General features: G+C 68.9%; 22 protein-coding genes and 1 tRNA gene. 17 read left to right on the forward strand and 6 right to left on the reverse strand.

The window, feature by feature from the left end; all coding sequences use genetic code 11:
* Positions 1–34: 34 nt before the first annotated feature.
* The 6 genes from SJY06_RS21140 (at position 35) to SJY06_RS21165 (ending at position 7,495) form a co-directional block, all read left to right on the forward strand.
* Positions 35–238, forward strand: a complete 204-nt coding sequence (locus SJY06_RS21140; RefSeq protein WP_380169507.1) for a hypothetical protein — start codon at positions 35–37, stop codon at positions 236–238.
* 424 nt (positions 239–662) lie between these two features.
* A complete protein-coding gene (locus SJY06_RS21145; RefSeq protein WP_380169508.1) occupies positions 663–1,661 on the forward strand; it encodes an AAA family ATPase in 999 nt (332 codons plus the stop codon).
* 164 nt (positions 1,662–1,825) lie between these two features.
* Positions 1,826–4,204 carry a S8 family peptidase gene (locus tag SJY06_RS21150; protein WP_380169741.1) on the forward strand — a complete coding sequence of 793 codons (2,379 nt, stop codon included), beginning with the start codon at positions 1,826–1,828 and terminating at the stop codon, positions 4,202–4,204.
* Between the two features lie 849 nt (positions 4,205–5,053).
* Positions 5,054–5,614 carry a hypothetical protein gene (locus tag SJY06_RS21155; protein ID WP_380169509.1) on the forward strand — a complete coding sequence of 187 codons (561 nt, stop codon included), beginning with the start codon at positions 5,054–5,056 and terminating at the stop codon, positions 5,612–5,614.
* 529 nt (positions 5,615–6,143) lie between these two features.
* Positions 6,144–6,650, forward strand: coding sequence for an NUDIX domain-containing protein (locus SJY06_RS21160; protein WP_380169510.1), 507 nt, complete (start codon positions 6,144–6,146; stop codon positions 6,648–6,650).
* A gap of 278 nt (positions 6,651–6,928) precedes the next feature.
* Complete coding sequence (locus SJY06_RS21165) at positions 6,929–7,495, forward strand: HD domain-containing protein (protein ID WP_380169511.1); 567 nt, start codon at positions 6,929–6,931, stop codon at positions 7,493–7,495.
* On the opposite strand, the gene SJY06_RS21170 is transcribed toward SJY06_RS21165, so the two are convergent.
* Positions 7,463–7,933, reverse strand: coding sequence for an NUDIX hydrolase (locus tag SJY06_RS21170; protein ID WP_380169512.1), 471 nt, complete (start codon positions 7,931–7,933; stop codon positions 7,463–7,465). The genes SJY06_RS21165 and SJY06_RS21170 overlap by 33 nt on opposite strands.
* A gap of 2 nt (positions 7,934–7,935) precedes the next feature.
* Complete coding sequence (locus SJY06_RS21175) at positions 7,936–8,676, reverse strand: XRE family transcriptional regulator (RefSeq protein WP_380169513.1); 741 nt, start codon at positions 8,674–8,676, stop codon at positions 7,936–7,938.
* A gap of 143 nt (positions 8,677–8,819) precedes the next feature.
* On the opposite strand from SJY06_RS21175, the gene SJY06_RS21180 reads away from it, so the two are divergent.
* From SJY06_RS21180 to SJY06_RS21210, 7 genes are all read left to right on the forward strand, one after another.
* Positions 8,820–9,236, forward strand: coding sequence for a hypothetical protein (locus SJY06_RS21180; RefSeq protein WP_380169514.1), 417 nt, complete (start codon positions 8,820–8,822; stop codon positions 9,234–9,236).
* Between the two features lie 61 nt (positions 9,237–9,297).
* Positions 9,298–9,528, forward strand: coding sequence for a hypothetical protein (locus SJY06_RS21185; RefSeq protein ID WP_380169515.1), 231 nt, complete (start codon positions 9,298–9,300; stop codon positions 9,526–9,528).
* A 182-nt stretch (positions 9,529–9,710) separates the two neighbouring features.
* Positions 9,711–11,243, forward strand: a complete 1,533-nt coding sequence (locus tag SJY06_RS21190; RefSeq protein WP_380169516.1) for an FtsK/SpoIIIE domain-containing protein — start codon at positions 9,711–9,713, stop codon at positions 11,241–11,243.
* Positions 11,240–11,608, forward strand: coding sequence for a WhiB family transcriptional regulator (locus tag SJY06_RS21195; protein WP_380169517.1), 369 nt, complete (start codon positions 11,240–11,242; stop codon positions 11,606–11,608). The genes SJY06_RS21190 and SJY06_RS21195 overlap by 4 nt, the downstream gene beginning before the upstream one ends.
* Complete coding sequence (locus SJY06_RS21200; protein ID WP_380169518.1) at positions 11,605–13,377, forward strand: replication initiator; 1,773 nt, start codon at positions 11,605–11,607, stop codon at positions 13,375–13,377. The genes SJY06_RS21195 and SJY06_RS21200 overlap by 4 nt, the downstream gene beginning before the upstream one ends.
* Positions 13,371–13,601, forward strand: a complete 231-nt coding sequence (locus SJY06_RS21205) for a helix-turn-helix domain-containing protein (protein WP_380169519.1) — start codon at positions 13,371–13,373, stop codon at positions 13,599–13,601. The genes SJY06_RS21200 and SJY06_RS21205 overlap by 7 nt, the downstream gene beginning before the upstream one ends.
* Before the next feature lie 4 nt (positions 13,602–13,605).
* Entirely contained in the window at positions 13,606–14,883 is a 1,278-nt protein-coding gene (locus SJY06_RS21210) for a tyrosine-type recombinase/integrase (protein ID WP_380169520.1), read from the forward strand.
* Between the two features lie 72 nt (positions 14,884–14,955).
* Here SJY06_RS21210 and SJY06_RS21215 read toward each other — a convergent pair.
* The 4 genes from SJY06_RS21215 to SJY06_RS21230 form a co-directional block, all read right to left on the reverse strand.
* Positions 14,956–15,045, reverse strand: a tRNA-Ser gene (locus SJY06_RS21215).
* A gap of 70 nt (positions 15,046–15,115) precedes the next feature.
* Positions 15,116–15,394 carry a DUF2277 domain-containing protein gene (locus SJY06_RS21220; protein WP_380169521.1) on the reverse strand — a complete coding sequence of 93 codons (279 nt, stop codon included), beginning with the start codon at positions 15,392–15,394 and terminating at the stop codon, positions 15,116–15,118.
* Positions 15,395–15,724: 330 nt separating this feature from the next.
* Positions 15,725–16,192, reverse strand: a complete 468-nt coding sequence (locus SJY06_RS21225; RefSeq protein ID WP_380169522.1) for a nucleoside deaminase — start codon at positions 16,190–16,192, stop codon at positions 15,725–15,727.
* A gap of 130 nt (positions 16,193–16,322) precedes the next feature.
* Complete coding sequence (locus tag SJY06_RS21230; protein ID WP_380169523.1) at positions 16,323–16,880, reverse strand: tRNA adenosine deaminase-associated protein; 558 nt, start codon at positions 16,878–16,880, stop codon at positions 16,323–16,325.
* Between the two features lie 87 nt (positions 16,881–16,967).
* Between SJY06_RS21230 and upp the strand changes: the two genes are divergently transcribed.
* The 4 genes from upp to SJY06_RS21250 all read left to right on the forward strand — a co-directional run bounded on the left by upp (position 16,968) and on the right by SJY06_RS21250 (position 20,124).
* Positions 16,968–17,603 carry a uracil phosphoribosyltransferase gene (upp, locus tag SJY06_RS21235; RefSeq protein ID WP_380169524.1) on the forward strand — a complete coding sequence of 212 codons (636 nt, stop codon included), beginning with the start codon at positions 16,968–16,970 and terminating at the stop codon, positions 17,601–17,603.
* Positions 17,604–17,770: 167 nt separating this feature from the next.
* Complete coding sequence (locus tag SJY06_RS21240; RefSeq protein ID WP_380169525.1) at positions 17,771–17,956, forward strand: hypothetical protein; 186 nt, start codon at positions 17,771–17,773, stop codon at positions 17,954–17,956.
* Between the two features lie 3 nt (positions 17,957–17,959).
* Positions 17,960–18,769 carry a PH domain-containing protein gene (locus tag SJY06_RS21245; RefSeq protein WP_380169526.1) on the forward strand — a complete coding sequence of 270 codons (810 nt, stop codon included), beginning with the start codon at positions 17,960–17,962 and terminating at the stop codon, positions 18,767–18,769.
* Positions 18,766–20,124 carry a bifunctional adenosylcobinamide kinase/adenosylcobinamide-phosphate guanylyltransferase gene (locus tag SJY06_RS21250; RefSeq protein WP_380169527.1) on the forward strand — a complete coding sequence of 453 codons (1,359 nt, stop codon included), beginning with the start codon at positions 18,766–18,768 and terminating at the stop codon, positions 20,122–20,124. The genes SJY06_RS21245 and SJY06_RS21250 overlap by 4 nt, the downstream gene beginning before the upstream one ends.
* Positions 20,125–20,132: the final 8 nt, after the last annotated feature.

A 20,132-nucleotide genomic window follows, 5' to 3' on the forward strand; every position in this document is an offset into this window, starting at 1 on the left:
AGCCGACTACCCAGGCCCGGTCCGAGGTGAGCGGGTGGTGGTCCTGCAGGCCACGGAGTGGGTCTTCGACGTTCGCGCCGTCAGTGAGAAGCGCCGGGACGACCGTGGCCGCCTGGTCGTCGACGTCGTCCATGAAGTCGCGTACTACGCGGGCCGCACCGCCGAGCCAACGACCCTCAACGCCGAGATCGTCTTCGTCGAGCGACCACGGGAGGCACTTGAGGGGTATGGGGTCTGACCCCAACTCTGGTGGTGTGGTGGTGATCCCGTCGCGCCGGCCAGCTGGGCCGTGAGCCAGCCCGGTGGTGGTCTGTCCAGGATGACGCAGTCACCGCGTAGCGGCCGCAGGTCCTGGACAGGCCGGCGCCGGGGTGGCTGGCCTGTGGCTGGTCGGCGCGACGGGGTCACCACCCTGGTGCCCATCCGTGCATCCCGGAGCCGAGGCCCGGGGGTTGGGGGCGGAGCCCCGGGAAGGAGGTCGCCACGTCAACGGCTCCTGAGTTGGGGCGTTCCCCCCGCGAAGGGGTGTCAGATGCTCACCCTGTGCGTAGAGCACGGCAATGTTGCCAACTGGCGCCTGCGGTTCGTCCGAGCCTCCAGCCCGCGCGTAGCATGCACGGCACAGGCTGGACCCCTACCAGCCGCGATCAGGGGGAGGCTGTGTGGCTACCAACGACCAGCTCAAGGCCCTCGTGATGAGTCATGCTGAGGGCGACGACAGTCAATTTTATTCCGTGGCGATGCAGGTGGCGGCCAAGGCGGCGCGGTCCGGGCAACAGAAGTTTGCCCAGGACCTGCGAGACATGGTGGACGGCCTGCGGAAGCGGACACCCGCAAACACTCACATCGCATCCGTCGTCCCTGTGTCGCGACCCCGCGGTGAGTTGGCGTCCCTGGTGTCGGTCTCCTACCCGGCCGCACGACTGTCTGATCTGGTTCTCTCTGACGATGTTGAGCACAAATTGCACCAAGTTGTGCTCGAGCAGCGCCAGCGAGACGTCTTGGCGCTATATGGCCTTCGTCCGGCCAAGAAGTTGCTGCTGGTCGGCCCGCCAGGCACGGGCAAAACCACGACGGCTTCCGTGATTGCGGGCGAACTGGGCCTGCCGCTACTCGCGATACGACTAGACGCAGTGATCACCAAGTTCATGGGTGAAACGGCGGCCAAGTTGCGCATCATTTTTGACGCGCTAAGCGATACCCGGGGCGTTTACCTATTTGACGAGGTCGATGCGCTTGCTAGCGACCGGGGCGCGTCGAACGACATCGGTGAGATTCGCCGGGTACTGAACTCGTTCCTTCAGTTCCTTGACGCGGATGAATCAGACAGCGTTGTCGTCGCGGCCACCAACCATCCGCAGCTACTGGACGGCGCGGTCTTTCGCCGCTTCGATAGCGTCGTCCATTTTCCGCTACCTGACGGGGCTCATGCGCGGGCGATTATTCAGAACCGCCTGTCGCTTCTTCGACACAGTTCCATTAGTTGGGAGCGGGTGATACAGGCGACCCAAGGGATGAGTCACGCAGAGATTGCGGTCGCCTCGGACAGTGCCGCAAAGCAGACGGTCCTTGCGGGCCGCACGCAAGTTCGAACTGCGGACCTTGTCTCTGCACTCGATGATCGGCGCGCCTTGTACGTCGGGCCTGGACAGCGACACTAGTCGTCATGGGGGACAGGGATCGGGGTCACTTATTTGTGCCCAATCCGGCGACACCGGAAACCTTCACCCTTAGTGGCGCTGGGGGTGGTTCTGATAACGCCAACGCGTTCTTTGGCGACCGGACTCGGCATGGGAGGAGGCTAGTTCAGGAACTTGACGTGGCCATGGCTGCGGCCGAGGACGTCGAGGACGAGGAAGAGGGAGCGTACATATCCTTCATCTCATTCCCAGGGCTCGAGCTAGCTCTTGAGAGTTTGGACCCTCAGGGTTCGACGGGAAGACCTGAACTCATAGCAGTCAAAATGACTCCTACGGAGACTGGGACCCGTCAGGTCGCGACAGTCTTTGTTCCTTTCGGTCAGAAGAAGTACTTTGTTAGTCGCCTTGAGAAGTATCTCGAATCTGCGAACAAGGAGAAGGCCAAGCACGCCGAACTAATCGAAGGCATTGCGTCCATACGTCGAGCCACAATCCGTGACTTGTGGACGGATTCGGATTCGCTTTTCCCCGACAACGATGACCTAGCCCACTGGTGGGAAGTCTGGCTGCGCCAGCGAGACGGGCGGGAAGTCGATCGATTCAAGGCCCACGTATCGGGCGCGGGGCTGAAAGTCAGTCGCCATTTCCTTGGCTTCGGTGACAGAACCGTCATCCTGGTGCGAGCAACCGTCGATGAACTCGCTGGGGCCTTCGACTGGCTTGACGACATCGCGGAACTCCGTCGCCCACATGACTTGGCCAGCTTTCTCCCAGACCTGACCCCGCTAGAGCAGGCCGACTGGGCCTACGAACTCCAGGCCCGCGTACTGGTCGCCAGTCCGCTCGCTCCGGCCGTCTGCTTGCTCGATACCGGTGTACAAGCAAACCATCCACTTCTCCAGGATTCATTGTCAGTGGATGACGCTCACGTTGCAGAAATCTCGTGGGCGAAGCCACCCGTCTGGGGGCACGGGACAGAGATGGCCGGCTTGGCGCTTTATGGCGATCTTGACGCCGCGATCTCGTCGACTCATCGAGTGCAGCTTCGGCATCGCCTAGAGTCGGTCAAGTTCTTGCCGGACAGGGGAGAGAACGAACGCGACTTATACGGTGCGCTCACTGCCCGCTCCATCGATCGACCTGAAATTCAGGCTCCGAGCCGCCAGCGTGTGTTCATGCTCGCGGTCACGTCGCCGCGGCCTATGGACGCGCCAGTCGCCCAAACGCAACCAGGCCGACCGACATCGTGGTCCGCTTCAATAGATGCCCTAGCGTTTGGTCGGTCCATTGATGACACTGACCCCGAATTCACCTACCTCGACAGGGACGAGCCTCGGACCCCGCGGCTCTTCGTCGTGTCCGCAGGAAACATTCGCGACGTTGACGCCGATGGCGACCACCTAGCTCGGTCTGATCTCGAGCCCGTAGAGGACCCCGCGCATGCCTGGAATGCAATCTGCGTCGGCGCTTACACCGAGAAGGACAGCATGGAAGGGGCGGCTGCTGGCTTTGCTACCTACTCTCCAATCGCTAGTCGCGGTGAGCTCAGTCCAACTAGTCGAACCTCCGTTCTCTTTGACCAGCAGAAATGGCCCTTCAAGCCCGATGTTGTGGCGGAAGGGGGGAATGCGGCTCGGTCTCCAGGGGGCAAGAGCGTCGACACGCCTGCTAGCCTGGCATTGCTGACCACTCGCCTGCAAAGACCCGGCGAAGGTTTGTTCGGTACGACGCGGGACACATCAGCAGCCACCGCTCAGGTCTCTGAATTGGCTGCAACTATCATCAGTGAGTATCCAAGTCTTCGACCCGAGACTGTCCGCGCGCTGATCGTCCATTCGGCTGAGTGGACGCCAGCGATGCTGCGGAGATTCGAGCGCACCAACAAGGGCGAGCGGGTCAACCTACTTCGGCGGTACGGGATGGGGGTGCCCGACAAGGCTCGAGCGCTCTACAGCGCCTCCGACGCGCTAACCCTCATCGCGGAGTCGGAAATCCACCCTTATGTCAGGGAAGGGGATCGGGCCACAGGTAAGGCACATGAGATGAACGTTCACGCCCTTCCCTGGCCGATTGATGAGCTTGAAGCGTTGGGTGACGCCGAGGTACGGATGAGGGTCACTCTTTCGTACTTTATCGAGCCCAACCCTTCGAGCCGCGGCTGGACGGGTCGCTACGTCTATCCGTCCCACGGGCTCCGGTTCGCCACACGACGACCAGAAGACAGCTTGGATGGCTTCCGCAAACGGATCAATACCCAGGCGAGGCTTCCTGGCGAAAAGCCCGTCTCATTGGACACCGAAGAGGGCTGGTGGTTCGGAAGCAGACAGCAGCAGTCATCTGGATCCCTGCACACCGACATATGGGAAGGGCCAGCGGCGCGACTTGCCAACAAGGGCGCCGTAGCCGTCTACCCCGTCGCCGGGTGGTGGAAAACCAACGGAAAGAAGGACCAGAGCGCGTTGGGAGTGCCCTATGCGCTAGTGGTCAGCATCGAATCGCCTGAGATTGAGGTCGACCTCTGGACTGCGGTCGCGAACAAGATCGAAATCGGGCTGCAGACCTGACGCGTTCAGGACACAGGGAGTTGCGATGGTGCCCGTACGTCTGAGCGCATCGGTCTAGCTCAGGGCGGTGCGAACGGCGCTTGCGCCGCAGGCGCAAGCCGCCATGACCGCGCGCAGCGCGGTCCTTGATCTCCAAGAGGCCAACAGAGCAATCTTGTGTCGATGCAGGTGGTTGTACTCGGATCGTGCCGAGGTCGGCATCACCGGTCACCGGACGCTGATGCCGTCCCGCGAACGGGGACCTTCCCCTCTGTTGCCGGACTCGGCGCGAGGGGGCAGAGCGTGCCCGGCGACAGGGAAGGCCTTGGCAGGGCTCATGCCCGGGTCATGCGTCCGGCTCTGGGGACAGCATGCGGGAGCGCTCCGCAGGCACCCCGGTGAGGAGGCCGCGGGGACGCAACGGGCGTCGACACCTGCTTGCCACGCGGGAGGTGCGGCGTGGTTGCCAGCTTGTCCGACGACCGGTGCGCGCTGTAACCCGTCCCCGGCAGCCGCCTACTGCCACACTCACGTTGTGCATCCCGCGAGATTCAAGTCCGTACGCCGCTGGTTCTTCGTCTCCATATCTGTCGTGGTCGCAGTGCTACTGCTGTCGCGGTTCTGGCTGCTGCCCGCTGGGAAAGACGCTCCGGCCTTGCAGATCACGGCCGCAGCAGTCGTCGATAGTCTTACCGCAGCCGCGATCACTTCTCTTGTGGTTGGAATTCTTTACCCTACCTGTCTCCTCCGGCGGAGGCCAAACCACTTGAGGTGGTCCCTAGCCGACACATAGAAGAGGTTCTCCTTGAGAACGCACGGACGTCCGATTCGTGGCAAGTGAGGACAAGAACCGGTAGCTACTTTTCCCGTGTGACCCTCCCGGCGTTGCGGGACAACGCACTGAGGCGCGGTACGACGATACGCATCACGATTGCCACTCTCGACCCGACTAACGATTGGGTGATGAAGGCGTACGCAGATTTTCGCAATAACAGGGCCAGCGCCGGCTGGACGCCCGAGCGGGCCCGGACGGAGATCTACTCGTCGATTCTCGCAGCAGCGGTGTACAAGAACGAGGCGCCAAGACTCGAGATCGAGTTCTCCCTTTCCCCATCACTGTGGCTCCTTAGCATCGACGTCAGCGACCGCGTAATCCTCGTGACTGGCCAGAACCGGGGCGACTCGTGCCTAGCGATCGGAAGAGAGTCTGAGTTGTACCAACAGTGGAGGGACGAGATGTACTCGACGTACTCGGGCGGCAGGACCATTAAGCCTATGCTCCCTGGCCTACGGGTGGCCGATCTGCCGGAACCCTCGGAGGAAACCCTCACTTCCATACTCGCGTTCTTCAGCGATCTGGGCCTACCGTTGGAACAAGACAAGGCGCGAGATGTAGCGACATACATGGCGCGGAGTCACAATTATGTCTGACGTCGACATTCTTGATTGGCTAGCGACGAAAACACTAGGCGACGTCCAGGCTCTGCAAGAGCAGCAGCAGCGGGTGTACGTACATCCCTATGGGTTTCTCGTCCGACGTCTCCGAATAGACGCGGTGCATCCTTGGACCGTTCGCCTTCACCATTGGCCGGAACCAGTCTCCTGCTATCGAACGCTGCGAGCGAACAACGTGGAGGGCCAGCTTGTCCACGCACACGGGTGGCCGCTCCTGTCACGTATCTTGTCGGGCCAGCTTGAGGAGCGCACGTACACGGCGACCCGCGACCAGCAGGGGCCCTATGCGCTGTACACCACGCCGGGCAACGTCCCTGGGGCCACGAGCGCTCTTGAGCTAGCCCATGAGCGAATTTCGCTATCGCATGCTGAGGTCGTCGTCCGGGACTCGACGACTGGGGTTTACAAGATCGACGAGAATGTTTTCCACGCTTCGCTCCCCGCGACTCGGAGCGTGTCACTAGTCGCGACACTCCAGTCCCCAGGACAAAGTTCTAGCGTTCTGATGCACGGCAAAGGCGGTCTTCGAGTTGAGAATCCGTCCCCGACGCCCGATCAGAGGACCATAGACAACATTGAACTAAATGAGCGACCAGAGTGGTCGTCGTGTTTTGTGTTCCCTAGGACGGACCGCGCATTCTTCCTCGTTCGGACTGAAGCCAGACCTGATCAATGGCAGCCGCTCGGCGGGCATCGCGAGAGTTCCGACGTGAGCCCGATCGCGACCCTGAGACGCGAGGCGAAGGAAGAGATGGGCCTCGAAATAGACCCCAGCTCGGTCAGGTACGTCGGCGCCCATGCGGCGGAAGAGGACCCGTCGGATGTCCATTTTTGGTGGACGTCAGTATCCGCTGAGATGGGTGGGATGCCGTTCTTGGAAGAGGTGCTTGAGGGTGCTTTCTGGTCCTGCAACGAGGCGCGCTCACTTCCTATGTATGAGGGGAGCCGCTGGGCAGTTGAGACACTGCACAGTGCCGGCAACTGCGACTGTCCGTCCTCGCGGCGCTCATGACTCAGAACATTGGGCCTTGGTGGTTATCCCCTCGCGTCGGCGGTCTCCGATGTGCTGGCCACGGGGCCTGAGCGCAGGGCTCGCGAAGCTAACGCGCAGCGGCTTGGCCTTGCGCTCGGGCCCCGTGGGTGGCAGCCCCCCGCGGTCGTCGACGCGAGGGCATCACCGCCCTCAGAACCCCACGCGTCCCCGAGGGGAGGCCGGGGGTGTGGGGGCGCAGCCACCACGTCGTCGCGGTGCCTGCCGCGGGGCGCGAGGCTTGGCGTTACCTTCGAGACGTGACACACGGTCGGCTTGATGAGGCCCGAGCCATTGCGGAGGCGTGCCTGGCGGGCATGGGGAGCCGTCTCGTGCATGTCCGTTCCGTCGGCGCTAAGGCCGAGCGGCTTGTAGACAAGTTGGGTCTGAGGATCTGCGTCGCGGAGGCTGCCTGGTTGCATGACATCGGCTACAGCGAGGGAGTTCTGGCGTCCGGGTTCCATCCGCTGGACGGGGCCCGGTGGCTGTCCCGGCGCGGGTGGGACCCGAGCGTCATCGGCCTAGTGGCTCACCACTCAGGCGCCGCGGTTGAGGCCGAGGAACGCGGTCTCGCGGCCGAGCTCGCGCTGATGCCCGCGGCGGACACTCAGGAACTCGACGTCCTGAACCTCTGCGACTTGACGACTAGCCCAGACGGTAGGGAGGTCACCGTCGAGGCGCGCATGACGGAGATCCTCCATCGCTACCCCGAGGAGGACGCGGTCCACAGGGCGGTTCTCCGCTCGCGGGCCGGGATGCAGGCGTCGGTGCTGCGGGTGCAGGCGCGGCTGCGCTCAGCCGATGTGCGGTCGGGCGTCGACGGCTAGAGCGTGCTGAATTCGTTCTCGCATCGAGGGATGCATAGGCAGTGCGTCGACGGTGGACGGGTCGACCCATTCGACGGCCTTGGACTCGTTGCTCGTTCGCAGGCCTCCGCCGGTGAGGCGCGCACGAAAGCAGATTGAGAACTGTTGTCGTACTTCTCCGTCGTCATAGGCCATGACATGTCGGGGGTTGGTGTAGGTCCCGCTGATGTCGGTGACCGCCACGTCGTAACCGGTCTCTTCTTTGACCTCGCGGACGACGGTGTCGGCGATGGACTCACCGATCTCATGTCCGCCGCCGGGCAGTGCCCAGAGATCGTTGTCGGTCTTGTGAATTAGGAGCAGCTGGCCGCGGTCATTGACGACTGCGGCAACGACAGAGGGCACGACGCTGTTGGCCGGCGGAGCGTCAGGGTCGTCGATGTAGTCCTTGCGGGCCATGGTCAGCAGGCTACGACGGACCGGTCCCAGACGCGCTCGTAGGACGTCATGTAGGTGGCGAAGAGCCGGCCACCCATGACGCGACGTAGGTGGAGCACGGGCGAATGGCTGGCTGCTGTGCCGTAGGTGTGCGTGTTGGCCAGCAGGGTGTCGTCGAACCGGAACGTCGAGGCGTACAGCGTCGTGTCGTGCTGTCGTGCCTCTACGCCTTGGGCACCGAGGAGCGGGCTGAGGTAGTTCCACGTCAGGCGGCACCGGGCGCTCAGCAGGTCGCCGATGCCCTCCTCCTCGCCTCGCCGCAGCGCCGCCTTACCTTGGGGGTCACCGAAGAGCAGGCGCACCCGCACTCCTCGACGGGCCGCGGCAAGGAGACGTTCGTCGAAGTCGGGGACAGCGTCGTGCAGGAAGCTGCCGGCGAAGGCGAGAAGGTCGATCGCTTCTGCGGCATGGTCGAGAAGGGAGCACCAGGTGTCGATGCTGACCGATCCGCGGTTGGGATAGATCTCGACGAGCTCAGCCTGGCTCGCCGACACGGCCCGGGCGTCTGTCGCCGTGTCGGGCCACAGAAAGGCGTCGTCCTCCCCGAGCAGTTGCGCGACCGCGACGCGATGAGCTCGGTGAGGCGTTCGCCCAGACGTGACCCAGCGCTCCACAGTCTTTCGGTCCACGCCGATGTGTTCGGCGACCTGCATCACGGACTGACCGCCGGCCGTTATGGCGGCGCGTAGGCGCTCATTGCTCATGTCGACCCCTCCGGGACGCGATGGGACGTTTTTACCACCCCCAGGACGTCCTCAGGCGTCCGTCCACAGGGTGTCGACGTCCCATTTGTCTGCGGTCCTCTGGATTCGGGCCAATCCCGGTCCGAATAGGAGAGGAGCGGGCGATGCCTGCATACGTGGTGGACAGCAGCAAGCAGCCGATGGTGGCCACGGGGGTGGTCGACGCGAAGTTCGACTGGGTCGAGACCGCTGGCGGTGGTCGCGCGCAGTCCGAGGTCCAGACGCGGGACGGCGACACCGGGATGCCGGTGTGGGGCGTGGAGGTGATGTACCAGCAGGTCCAGTACGGCCGGACCAGCAGCGTCATCGCCTCGATCACGGTCCCGGCCTACGACCGGCCCGACGTCACCGCGTTGGGCCCGATCACGTTCGAGGGTCTGAAGGTCGAAGTCCGGATCAATAAGAACACGGGCGGGCTGGTCGAGTACTGGTCCGCGGAGACCATCAGCGCCCCCGTGCCGGGATCCGGCCGCCGCCCGTCAGCCACGTCGAGCAGCACCAGCTCGTCCGAGGCGGCCTGACATGACCGCCGGCATCACTTCCACCCACGGCGCAGGCGTGCCCTCTGGCCGGGTGGACGTCGTGGTTTGGGCCCGTGCTCTCGGCGTCGGCAACGGCGACGAGGTGTGGGACCACGTCATCAAGACCTCCGCGGACATCGCACGGGTGCTGGACGAGCTCGCTGACCTCATCGCCCGGATCCGGGACTACCCCGACGACGAACTCCGAGCGGATCTGCTGCGGGCGTTCGGACTGGTCGAGAACGTCGGTCACGAGGTGCTGCGGGTCGCACGCTCGACCCACGGCGACTGATGTTCACCGCGCCCACCCCACTGGGGACCACGGAGGGCCCGAAGGTCCGCGCCGGTCAGGGCCACTCACGCCGCTTCTGGGGGTCCTCCGGACTACTGGTCGCGATGTGCCGGCGCGGCTGCTGGGTTCTACGGCTCGTTCTGGCCGACGCAACGCGGCGCCCCGTCCGGACTCTCGTCGGCGTGGTTCTGCTGAGTACCGGGGCGTACATATGGGGCCTGTCCGCGCCCTGGCAGATGCAGGCCAGGGTGGCTGCCGTGGCCGTTCTGTGCGGCCTGTTACTGGCGCTGTGGCGGTGGCGGGCGCGCCGGTCGTACGAGTGGGCCGTCGGACGCTGGTGGGGCTGCTGGTGGCGCCGGCGGTACCTCTACGCCCCGTCGTGGAGGACGTTGGCGTTGCGGCATCGCCTGTACGTCACCGACCGTCGGGACGACCCGGGCGTTGGCCACGCCCTGACCCTCACCTGGGCCGACACCCCTCGGGCGCTGCGGCAGGAAGGTCAGTCAGTCGAGGTCGCCCGACTCAAGCGGGTCCGCTTCACCGGCCCCACCGATCACCTCCTGATCGCGTTGCCCGCGGGCGTCTCGCCGGACACCGTCGCCGCGGTGTGCGACTCCCTCGCTCACGCGTGGCGGGCCCTGGCGGTCAGGGTGCGACCGGCGGGTCCGGGGTGGGTGTGGCTGGACATCACCCGCACCGACACCCTCGCCCGCCCCCTCGTCCTCGGCCGCGTCCCCCAGCTGACCGGCCCGGGGTCGGTGCTCGCGGGGCTGGGTGGACTGTCGGTGGGGGTGCTCGAGGACGGCGCCTCCTGGCGACTACGGCTGCGGGGGGCGCACGTCCTCATCGCCGGCACGACCGGGTCGGGGAAGTCGTCGCTGCTGTGGGCGATCGTCGCCGGCCTCTCCACGGCGATTCATGCGGGCCTGGTGCGGGTGACGTGGTTGGACCCCAAGGGCGGCATGGAAGCCACCCCCGCCCGACCCCTCGCCCACGTCGTCGACCGCATCGACGACATGGCCGACGCCCTGGAGTCCCTGGTCGTCGAGCTCGACCAGCGCGCCGCCTCTTTGGCGGGCACCACTCGTCAGCACGTCCCGTCGTTGTCGTCGCCGCATCGGGTGGTGGTGGTTGACGAGCTCGCGACCCTTACCGCTCTGGCCGACAGCAAGACGACGCGGCGGGTCGAGGCCGCCCTCGGTGCCCTGCTGTCCCGTGGCCGGGCAGTGGGGTTCACGGTCATCACCACGACGGTCGACCCGTCCAAGGAGGTCGTCCGATGGCGGGGCCTGCACGCCGTGCGGGTGGCGTTCCGGTTGGACGAGCCGATCCAGGTCGACATGGTGCTCGGCGACGGGGCCCTGCACCGCGGCGCCGTCTGCGACCGCATTCCCCTCGCCACCCCCGGCGTGTGCTTCGTCCGCCTCGACGGCATCCCCGACCCCCAGCGGGCCCGGGCGGTGTACGTCCCCGACGACACCATCGAGGAGCTCGGCCGCGCCTACCCCGCCCTTGCGGACGCAAGGCTGCCCGTCTTCGCGGGCCCTTCGACCGATGGGGGGATCGGTGGGGGTGAAGGGCTCTCCGGCAAGCCAGGCGAGGACGGGCAGCAGGGCCGAGTGGGGGAACTCGACCCGGGGCCTGACGCTACGCCTGGCTGGGCCAGCACCACCAGCCGTCCGGGCGTGGACACCGGTTCGGTGGCGCGCTCGTGAACAGCCACGCGCGGACCGTCACCCCGGAGACGCTGGCCGGGCTGGACCACCAGTGGATGACGCGCGCTGCGTGTGCCCGGCGACCGGATCTGCCCTGGACGGAGGACGCGCACCGAGTCCCGGACGGAGTTCGAGAGGCGATGGCGCAGCTCTGCAAGGCCTGCCCGGTGCGGGGTTGCTGCCGGCACTACGCCAAGGCGTCCTACGCATCGGCCGGGTTCTGGGCCGGCAGCTTCCGCGACGGCGTCGAAACCCCCGACCTCCTGAGCCTGCTCACGGAGCTGGGCGACGAACCGCTCGGGGCGGGCCGCGGCCAGGACGCCGACCGAGCCCGGCCGCCGCAGCGCAAGGCGGTGGCGACGTGACTGCCGTCCTCGACCGCGGCCTGGTCGACAAGGCCGGCACCCGGTGGACCACCGGAGAACAGCGCGTCGTCGACGACCCGACCCTGCGCGTGGAGGGGCAGATGGTCCGCACCTGGGCCGAGCACGCGGGCGTCTGCGTCCGGCCCCTCCTTCGGCTGGTCGTGGACCACGAGACCGGGGACACGACCAGGGTCCCGATCCCCTGCAAGTCCACCCGGGAACGGGTCTGCCCACCGTGCGCGGCCAAGGCGCGGAAGGTGCGGCAACAGCAGTGCCGCGAGGGCTGGCACCGCGAGGACGAACCGGAACCTGATCTCGAGGACTCACCGGTGGATCCGGCGCCGGTCGATGAGGAAGGGGTTGACGCCGAGCTCGGCGACTCTGACGGTGATCGTCGGGTGCGATCGACCCGCCGGCGTGACGATGTGTCGGCTCTGCCGCGGGTGCCGCAGGAGAACCGCACGGTGGGCCGCACCTTCACCGGCAACCGCGGCCAGGTCTACCGACCGAGCATGTTCGTCACCCTGACCCTGCCGTCGTACGGGCGGATCACGCCCGGCACCGGCACCCCCGTCAACCCGGCCGCCTACGACTACCGGCGGGCCGCGCTCGACGCGATCTTCCTGCCCCGGTTGTTCGCGCGGTGGGTTCAGAACCTCCGCCGCTGCGCCGGCTACAGGGCCCAGTACTTCGCCGCGATCGAGCCTCAGAAGCGGTTGGCGCCGCATGTGCACGTCGCCATCCGCGGTGCCATCCCCCGCCAGGTGCTCCGCGAGGTGACCAAGGCGACCTACGTGCAGGTGTGGTGGCCCGCCTTCGACCACGTCGTCTACGACGAGACCACCACCGAGACCCCGACCTGGTCCGACGGCGCCTACCGTGACCCCCAGACCGGCATGCCGCTCCCGACGTGGGAGGAGGCGATGGACGACCTCGACGCCCAGCTCGACGCCAACCCCGCTCAACCGGCCGCGCACACGATGCGGTTCGGGCAGCAGACCGACGTCAAGGGCATCCTCGGCACCTCCGAGGACGCCGACCGGACGATCCGGTACCTGACGAAGTACCTCACGAAGAGCCTCGCGGAGACGTTCACGTCGGAGGATCTGGACGACCCGGCCGCTGACCACGTCGGCCACCCCGACGATTGGGACGCCCGGTCCGCCCGCCAGCGGGCCCGCGCAGCCGCTCGGCGCGCCGCGTACGAGGCCCATGTGGACCGGTTGCACGAGGAGGTCCGGTGGCTGCCCTGCAGTCCGGAGTGCAGCAACTGGCTCCGGTACGGCGTGCAGCCGAAGGACTGCCTGCCCGGTCTTGAACCCGGGCGGTGTGAGAAGCGGGCCCACGAGCGGGACAACCTCGGCTACGGCGGCCGCCGTGTTCAGGTCTCTAAGCAGTGGTCCGGCAAGACCCTCGCCGAGCACCGCGCCGACCGCGCCACCGTCGTCCGGGAGACGCTCCTCGCCGCCGGAATCGAGACTCCCGACGTGGACCGGATGGGCGTCGACCACGTCCTCGACGACGGATCCCCCCGGTTCACGTGGGAGGACGTCCCGATGCCCGAGGCCGACTACGCCGGGGCGATCCTCGCCGCCGTGCAGGAACGGAACCGGTGGCGGGCGCAGTACGAGTCCGCGAAGCAGTTGACGGCCAGCACCGGACCCGGATCGACCGGGCCACCCGGCAGGGCTGTGGATAACCCGCAAGGCAATGGGGGTCGCCGCGATCGTGGTGGCCAGGCTTCTACTCACGGAGGGCTCACATGCTGACAACGACGGCTACGCCGGAGACGTCGCCCCCTCGCCTGCTGCTCACAATCGAAGAGGCGGCGGAACGGTTGGGCGTCGGTCGATCGACGATGTACGGGTTGGTGCTCGACGGGGAGGTAGAGAGTGTCCACATCGGGCGGCTCCGTCGGATCCCGCACGACGCGCTGATCGCGTATCTGGACCAGCTGCGTGGACGGCACCCGCTCGCTCCTTCTGACGGGTGACGTCATGGCACGGGTGAAGAACACCAGGACGGCCAACGGCGACGCCAGCGTCTACCTCGGCTCCGATGGGTCGTGGCACGGACGCGTGACCGTCGGGACTCGGCTGGACGGGCGGCCGGACCGGCGACACGTCCGCGGGAAGTCGCGTGCCGCGGTCGCCGCGAAGGTCAAGGCGCTCAAGGACCTGCGCGACGCCCACGGTCAGCTCCCCGCCCCGGGACAGCGGTGGACCGTGGGGTCGTGGCTGGACCACTGGCTGCACGTCATCACGCAGCCGCGGGTCCGGGCCAGCACCTACGCCGGCTACGACGTGGACGTGCGGGTGCACCTGGTGCCGGTCGTCGGACGTCACGTTCTGGCGAACCTGACTCCCGAACACATCGAGCAGCTGTACCGGCAGATGAGCCTGGCCGGCTCGGCTCCGGCGACGATCCACCACGTCCACCGCACGCTTCGAACCGCACTCGCTGAGGCTCAGCGTCGGGGTCACCTGCTGCGGAACCCGGCCGCGATCGCCCGGCCTCCTCGGCAGCCGCAGCACGAGATCGAGCCCTTCACCGTGGCCGAGATCCAGCGGCTGCTGAAGGCGGCGGGTGAGCGTCGCAACAGCGCACGGTGGGCCATCGCCCTGTCCCTCGGCCTCCGGCAGGGTGAGGCGCTGGGGCTGCGGTGGAGTGACGTCGACCTGGACACAGGCACCCTGGTCGTCCGGCGCAGCCGAACACGTCCGAGATGGACGCACGGATGCGACGGGACGTGCGGGAAGAAGAAGGGCGGCTACTGCCCGCAGCGCGTCCCCGTTCGCGGTGTCACGGATGAAACGAAGTCGGCGGCGGGCCGGCGTGCGATGGGTCTGCCCGAGCAGCTCGTCCTGTTGCTGCGTCAGCACCAGGCGGCGCAGCTCGTCGAGCGCGAGCGGGCCGGCTCGCTGTGGACTGACGGCGGATGGCTGTTCGCGTCGCTTCTGGGCGAGCCGCTGAACCCCCGGACGGACTACACGGAGTGGAAGCGGCTCCTCCTGGATGCCGGCGTCCGTGACGCTCGCCTGCACGACGCGCGGCACTCAGCGGCGACGGTGCTCCTGCTGCTGGGGGTCCCGGACCGAGCTGTTATGGGGATCATGGGCTGGTCCAAGGCCGACATGATGCTGCGCTACCAGCACCTGACGGGCACCATCCGCGGCGACATCGCCGAGCGGGTGGGGGCGCTGCTGTGGAGTCCCGAGAGTCCCGGCGCGAACGGCTCTGGCCGCCTCGAGATCGAGGGGACGGACCACAAATGAGACCGGAAATGAGACCAGTCGTGGTCTCCCCCACCGCGGCAGCCGGCCGACGGCGGGGGGTTCCCTGCTCAGTGGCGGTGACGGTGGGATTTGAACCCACGGAGGAGTCTCCCCCTCACACGCTTTCGAGGCGTGCTCCTTAGGCCGCTCGGACACGTCACCGCCGAGAAGGGTACAAGGCCCACGGGGGTGGCTCGACCTCTGCTGCGGGCGGCGGGGCCCGACGGACGCCTCAGGACGGCGGGGCGCCCAGGCCGAGCCGGGCGCGGACCTCGGGGCGGCGCAGCGGGGGCACCGTGGCCGGGGGCTGGCGGCGGGCGGGCAGCTGCTCCAGCAGGGCAGCAGTGGTCCGGGCGACCTCGTCGACGGCGGCCTCGAACGCAGCCAGCGCGGCCGGCGAGGGCTGGCGCACCCCGCTGACCTTGCGCACGTACTGCAGGGCGGCGGCGCGCACCTCGTCGGTCGTCGCGGGCGGCTCTAGGCCGCGGAGCTCGGTGATGTTGCGGCACATGGCGGCCATCCTGCTCCGCTCAGTCCGCCGGCGGCAGGGGGCCGTACCGACGAGCGACACGACAGGGGGTGTCGGCGGGGCAGGACCGCCGTGGCGGCCGGTCGTGTCGCTGGTCGGTACGGCCGCGGCCCGCCGACCCGGCCACAGCCCCCCGGCGGCAGGGAGCCGTACCGACGAGCGACACGACAGGGGGTGTCGGCGGGGTAGGACCGCGCTGACGGCCGGTCGTGTCGCCGGTCGGTCCGGCTGCGGCGCCGCCGCCCCGGCCGCAGCCCGCCGACCCGGTGCACGGCCGCGGCGCGTCGCCCCGGTGGAGCGCCCCGGCCCGCCTCAGCGGCGCTGGCGGAAGAACGTGCGGAGCAGGTCGGCGCAGCGGTCCTGCTCCAGCCCGCCGACCACCTCGAAGCGGTGCAGCGCGAGCGGGTCGCGGGCCAGGTCCCACACGGACCCGCACGCCCCGGCCTTGTCGTCCCAGGCCCCGAACACGCAGCGGGCCACCCGGGCCGCGGCCAGCGCCCCGGTGCACATCACGCACGGCTCGAGCGTGACGACCACCGTCGCGCCGGGCAGGCGCCAGCCCTGGCCGAGCGACCCGGCGGCCGACCGCAGCGCCTCGACCTCGGCGTGCGCCGTCGGGTCGCCGGTCTGCTCACGCCGGTTGCGCCCCGTCCCGATCACCTCGCCGTCGAGGCCGAGCACCACCGCCCCCACGGGCACGTCACCGTGCGGCAGGCACTGCCCGGCCAGGTCGAGGGCGCTCGCCATGGCCGCGACCTCCGCCGGCGTCCCGGGCCTCACGCGGCCGGCCTCACGTCGGGGGCCTCACGTCGCGAGCCTCACGTCGGGAACCTCGTTTCCCGGCCACCACGTCCTGGCCTCTCAACGCACCGGCCACCCACCGGACCGGCCACCCACCGGACGCAGCAGGTCAGCGCAGGGTCTCGAGCAGGTCGAGGAACCCGACCCGCTCGCCGAGCTCGCCGAGGGCCCGGGCCGGGTCGTCGGCGTCGGCCTCGACGATGGCCTTGAGGCTCTCCCCGCCCACGCCCAGGTCCTCCAGCAGCGACAGGTCGCCGGCCCAGGGGACCTCGGCCAGCTTGGGGCCGTCCTCGTCGGCCACCGATGCCGGCTCCTCGTAGTCGTCCCCGCCCCCGAAGGCCTCCTCGAAGCCGGGGCCGACCAGTCCGGCCGCGCGCAGCGAGCCGGCGTCGGCCCAGACGTCCGGGTCGGCGAACACCGGGCCGTAGGTGCTGGAGCGGGCCGCGGGCAGGTCGCTGACGAACACCCGGGCGTCGTCCTCGCCGTCCACCCGCACCAGCGCGAACCACTCGTCCTCGCGCTCGAGCAGGACCAGGCCCGTCGAGCCGTCCACGCGGTCCCGAACGGTGTCCACCAGGTCGTCCAGGCTCTCCATCCCCTCCAGGTCCGCCTCGCGGGACGTCCAGGAGCGACCGGCGGGGACCAGGAGGGCGGCGAAGTACGACACGTGAGCATCCTGGCACCAACCGGGCACCGTGCGTGAGTCCCCGGCGCGGCTGACCCCGACCGACCCGGGGGTGGGTAGCGTGCACGCATGCGCGTCCACGTGGCCGACCACCCGCTGATCTCGCACAAGCTGACGACGCTGCGGGACGTGAACACCGACTCCCCCACCTTCCGCAGGCTGGTCGAGGAGCTCGTCACGCTGCTGGCCTACGAGGCCACCCGCGACGTGGCCACCGAGACCGTCGAGGTCACGACCCCGGTCACGACCACCGAGGGTGTCCGGCTGGCCTCGCCCAAGCCGATCGTCGTGCCGATCCTGCGCGCCGGCCTCGGCATGCTCGACGGGATGAGCCGGCTGCTGCCGACCGCCGAGGTGGGGTTCCTCGGCATGCTGCGCGACGAGGAGACCCTGCAGCCGCGCACCTACGCCAACCGGCTGCCCGACGACCTGTCCGGACGGCAGTGCTACGTCCTGGACCCCATGCTCGCCACCGGCGGCACCCTGGCCATGGCGGTGGACTTCCTGCACGACAAGGGCGCGCGCAGCATCACGGCGATCTGCCTGCTCGCGGCCCCGGAGGGCCTGGCCGCCCTGGAGGAGCACGTCACCGACGACGTCGACCTGAACGTGGTCGTGGCCGGGCTGGACGAGCGGCTGGACTCCCGCGGCTACATCGTCCCCGGCCTCGGCGACGCCGGGGACCGCCTGTACGGCGTGGTCTGACCCCTCTCCCCCGGCGTGGCGGATGGACGACGCGGGTCCGGCATGACGATGCTGGGCGGTCGGGCTCCACACCCGGCCGTGGCGACCGGACGAACGACCCGACGACGGACGAGCGACCCACGACGAACCGACCGACCGATGACGACTGACGGCGAGGCGAGGTGCACATGCTGAAGAAGGTCCTGAAGTGGGCGCTGTGGATCTTCCTGGTGTTCCTCGTGTACGCCATCTTCCAGAGCCCCGAGCAGGCCGCGGGCATCGTCGTCGGCGGGTTCGAGGGCATCGGCGCCGGCTTCGACGCGGTGTTCACGTTCTTCGACGAGGTCCTGCAGCAGTCCAGCGACACCCCCTGACCGATGGCCCTGCGCCGTCGTCGGGCCGAGGAGCCCACCGTCGACCCGGTCTCGCGCCGCGGGCCGTCCCGGTCGAGCCGGGACCCGGTCGAACGGCACGGCTGGTCCCCGGAGCCGGCCGTCGTCGGTCCCGGCCGGCCGCGCACCCGGCCGCCGCTGCGCGACGCGCTGCCGCGCCCGACCCTGGAGTGGCCGCTGCCGGGCGAGAAGCTGCCCCTGGACGAGCCGGTGGCCCCGCCCAGCTCCCGCAGCACGGAGCGCGCCCAGGCCATCGTCCGGCGCAAGCTCGGCAACGGGCTGGTGCCCGGCGAGAAGGTGCTCGTCGCCCAGCACCGGCACCCGGTGCTGCTGGTCGAACCCGTGCTGACGTCGGTGGCCGCCCTGGTCGCGGTGGGCTGGGTGAGCGACTACCTCGGTGACCTGAACGTGCTGCGGGGCGCGCTCATGGTGGGCTGGCTCGCCCTGGTGGGACGGGCGTTCTGGCGGTACGTGGAGTGGAGCTACGACTGGTTCGTGGTGACGGACCGCCGGCTGCTGCGCCTGCACGGCGTCCTGGACAGCAAGCGGGACATGATGCCGCTGATGAAGGTCACGGACATGGCCTTCGAACGACCGTTCTGGGGCAAGCTGTTCGGCTACGGCCAGTTCGTGCTGGAGTCGGCCGGCCGCGACCAGGCGCTGCGCGAGATCCGGTTCGTCCGCGACTCCGAGCGCGCCTACGAGCTGATCTGCCTGCAGATCTTCGCCCGCCCGCCGTTCCAGGCCGGTGACCGGCCGACCGGTCCCGGAGGTAGCCGCCTGGACCCGCGGTGAGCGAGCTGCTGCTGCTCGGCACGGGGTCGGCGGACGGCTGGCCCAACCCGTTCTGCCGCTGCGCCGCCTGCCTGGGGGCCGCGGACGCCGGGGTGGTCCGCGGCCAGAGCGCGGCCCTGCTCGACGGCACCGTCCTGCTCGACTGCGGCCCGGAGGTGCCGCGCGCCGCGGTGCGCGCGGGGGTGGACCTGGCGGGGGTGCGCCTGGTCCTGCTCACCCACTCCCACCCCGACCACACGTCGCCGGCGGCGCTGCTGTGGCGCTCCTGGGCCGGCACCCGCGAGCCGCTGCTGGTCCTGGGGCCTGCTGACGCGGTCGAGGCGCACGCCGACTGGGTGGGCCCGGACGACCCCGTCACGCTGCGCCCGGTGCAGGCGGGCGAGGAGATCGAGCTGCTGGGGTACCGGCTGCGGGCCGTGGCCGGCTCCCACGAGGTGCCGACCCTGCTGTGGGACGTCACCTGCCCCGACGGCACCCGGCTGCTGTACGCCACCGACACCGGCCCGCTACCGGTGGCCTCGCTGCAGCAGGTGCGCGGACGCGCCTACGACCTGCTGGTGCTGGAGGAGACCTTCGGCGACCTGACCGACCACGGCACCCGGCACCTGGACCTGGTCACCTTCCCCGCCCAGCTGGCCGCCCTGCGCTCGGCCGGGGCCGTCACACCCGGCACGCGGGTGGTGGCCACGCACCTGTCGCACCACAACCCGCCGACCGCGGTGCTCGCCGACCGGCTGGCCGCGTGTGGGGCCGAGGTGCACCCCGACGGCAGCCTGCTCGCCGTCGGGGCGCCGGCCGGCCCACCGTCCCCGCGCCCCCGCCGCACCCTGGTCCTCGGCGGTGCCCGCTCCGGCAAGAGCACCCACGCCGAGCGGCTGCTGGCCGACCACGACGACGTCGTCTACGTCGCCACCGCGGGCCGCCGGGAGGCCGACCCGGACTGGGACGCCCGGGTGGCGCTGCACCGCTCCCGCCGCCCGCCGGGCTGGACCACGCTGGAGACCACCGACCTGGTGCCGCTGCTCGACCGGCCCGGGCCGGCGCTGCTCGTGGACTGCCTGGCGCTGTGGTGCACCGACGCGCTGGACGCCGCCGGTGCCTGGGAGCCCGAGGCGTGGCGCGACGGCGACGCGGAGCGGGCCTACCGGGACCGGGTGGCGGAGCTGCTGCGGGCCTGGGCCGCGACCGGCCGCCGCGTGGTGGCGGTCAGCAACGAGGTCGGCTCCGGCGTGGTCCCGGCGACCTGGTCCGGCCGGCTGTTCCGGGACGAGCTGGGCCGGCTGAACGCGGCGCTGGCCGCCGCGAGCGAGCAGGTCGACCTGGTCGTGGCCGGCACGGTGCAGCGGCTGCGCTGACCGGCCCG

This window comes from Jannaschia sp. R86511 (assembly GCF_042466345.1).
GTDB lineage: Bacteria > Actinomycetota > Actinomycetes > Actinomycetales > JBBAYJ01 > Aquipuribacter.

Excerpts from the sequence above, each read along its gene's own strand:
- SJY06_RS21150 (WP_380169741.1), top strand. The coding sequence starts at position 1,826 with ATGGCTGCGGCCGAGGACGTCGAGGACGAGGAAGAGGGAGCGTACATA.
- SJY06_RS21160 (WP_380169510.1), top strand. The coding sequence starts at position 6,144 with ATGCACGGCAAAGGCGGTCTTCGAGTTGAGAATCCGTCCCCGACGCCC.
- SJY06_RS21170 (WP_380169512.1), bottom strand. The coding sequence starts at position 7,933 with ATGGCCCGCAAGGACTACATCGACGACCCTGACGCTCCGCCGGCCAAC.
- SJY06_RS21175 (WP_380169513.1), bottom strand. The coding sequence starts at position 8,676 with ATGAGCAATGAGCGCCTACGCGCCGCCATAACGGCCGGCGGTCAGTCC.
- SJY06_RS21180 (WP_380169514.1), top strand. The coding sequence starts at position 8,820 with ATGCCTGCATACGTGGTGGACAGCAGCAAGCAGCCGATGGTGGCCACG.
- SJY06_RS21205 (WP_380169519.1), top strand. The coding sequence starts at position 13,371 with ATGCTGACAACGACGGCTACGCCGGAGACGTCGCCCCCTCGCCTGCTG.
- SJY06_RS21210 (WP_380169520.1), top strand. The coding sequence starts at position 13,606 with ATGGCACGGGTGAAGAACACCAGGACGGCCAACGGCGACGCCAGCGTC.
- SJY06_RS21220 (WP_380169521.1), bottom strand. The coding sequence starts at position 15,394 with ATGTGCCGCAACATCACCGAGCTCCGCGGCCTAGAGCCGCCCGCGACG.
- upp (WP_380169524.1), top strand. The coding sequence starts at position 16,968 with ATGCGCGTCCACGTGGCCGACCACCCGCTGATCTCGCACAAGCTGACG.
- SJY06_RS21240 (WP_380169525.1), top strand. The coding sequence starts at position 17,771 with ATGCTGAAGAAGGTCCTGAAGTGGGCGCTGTGGATCTTCCTGGTGTTC.
- SJY06_RS21245 (WP_380169526.1), top strand. The coding sequence starts at position 17,960 with ATGGCCCTGCGCCGTCGTCGGGCCGAGGAGCCCACCGTCGACCCGGTC.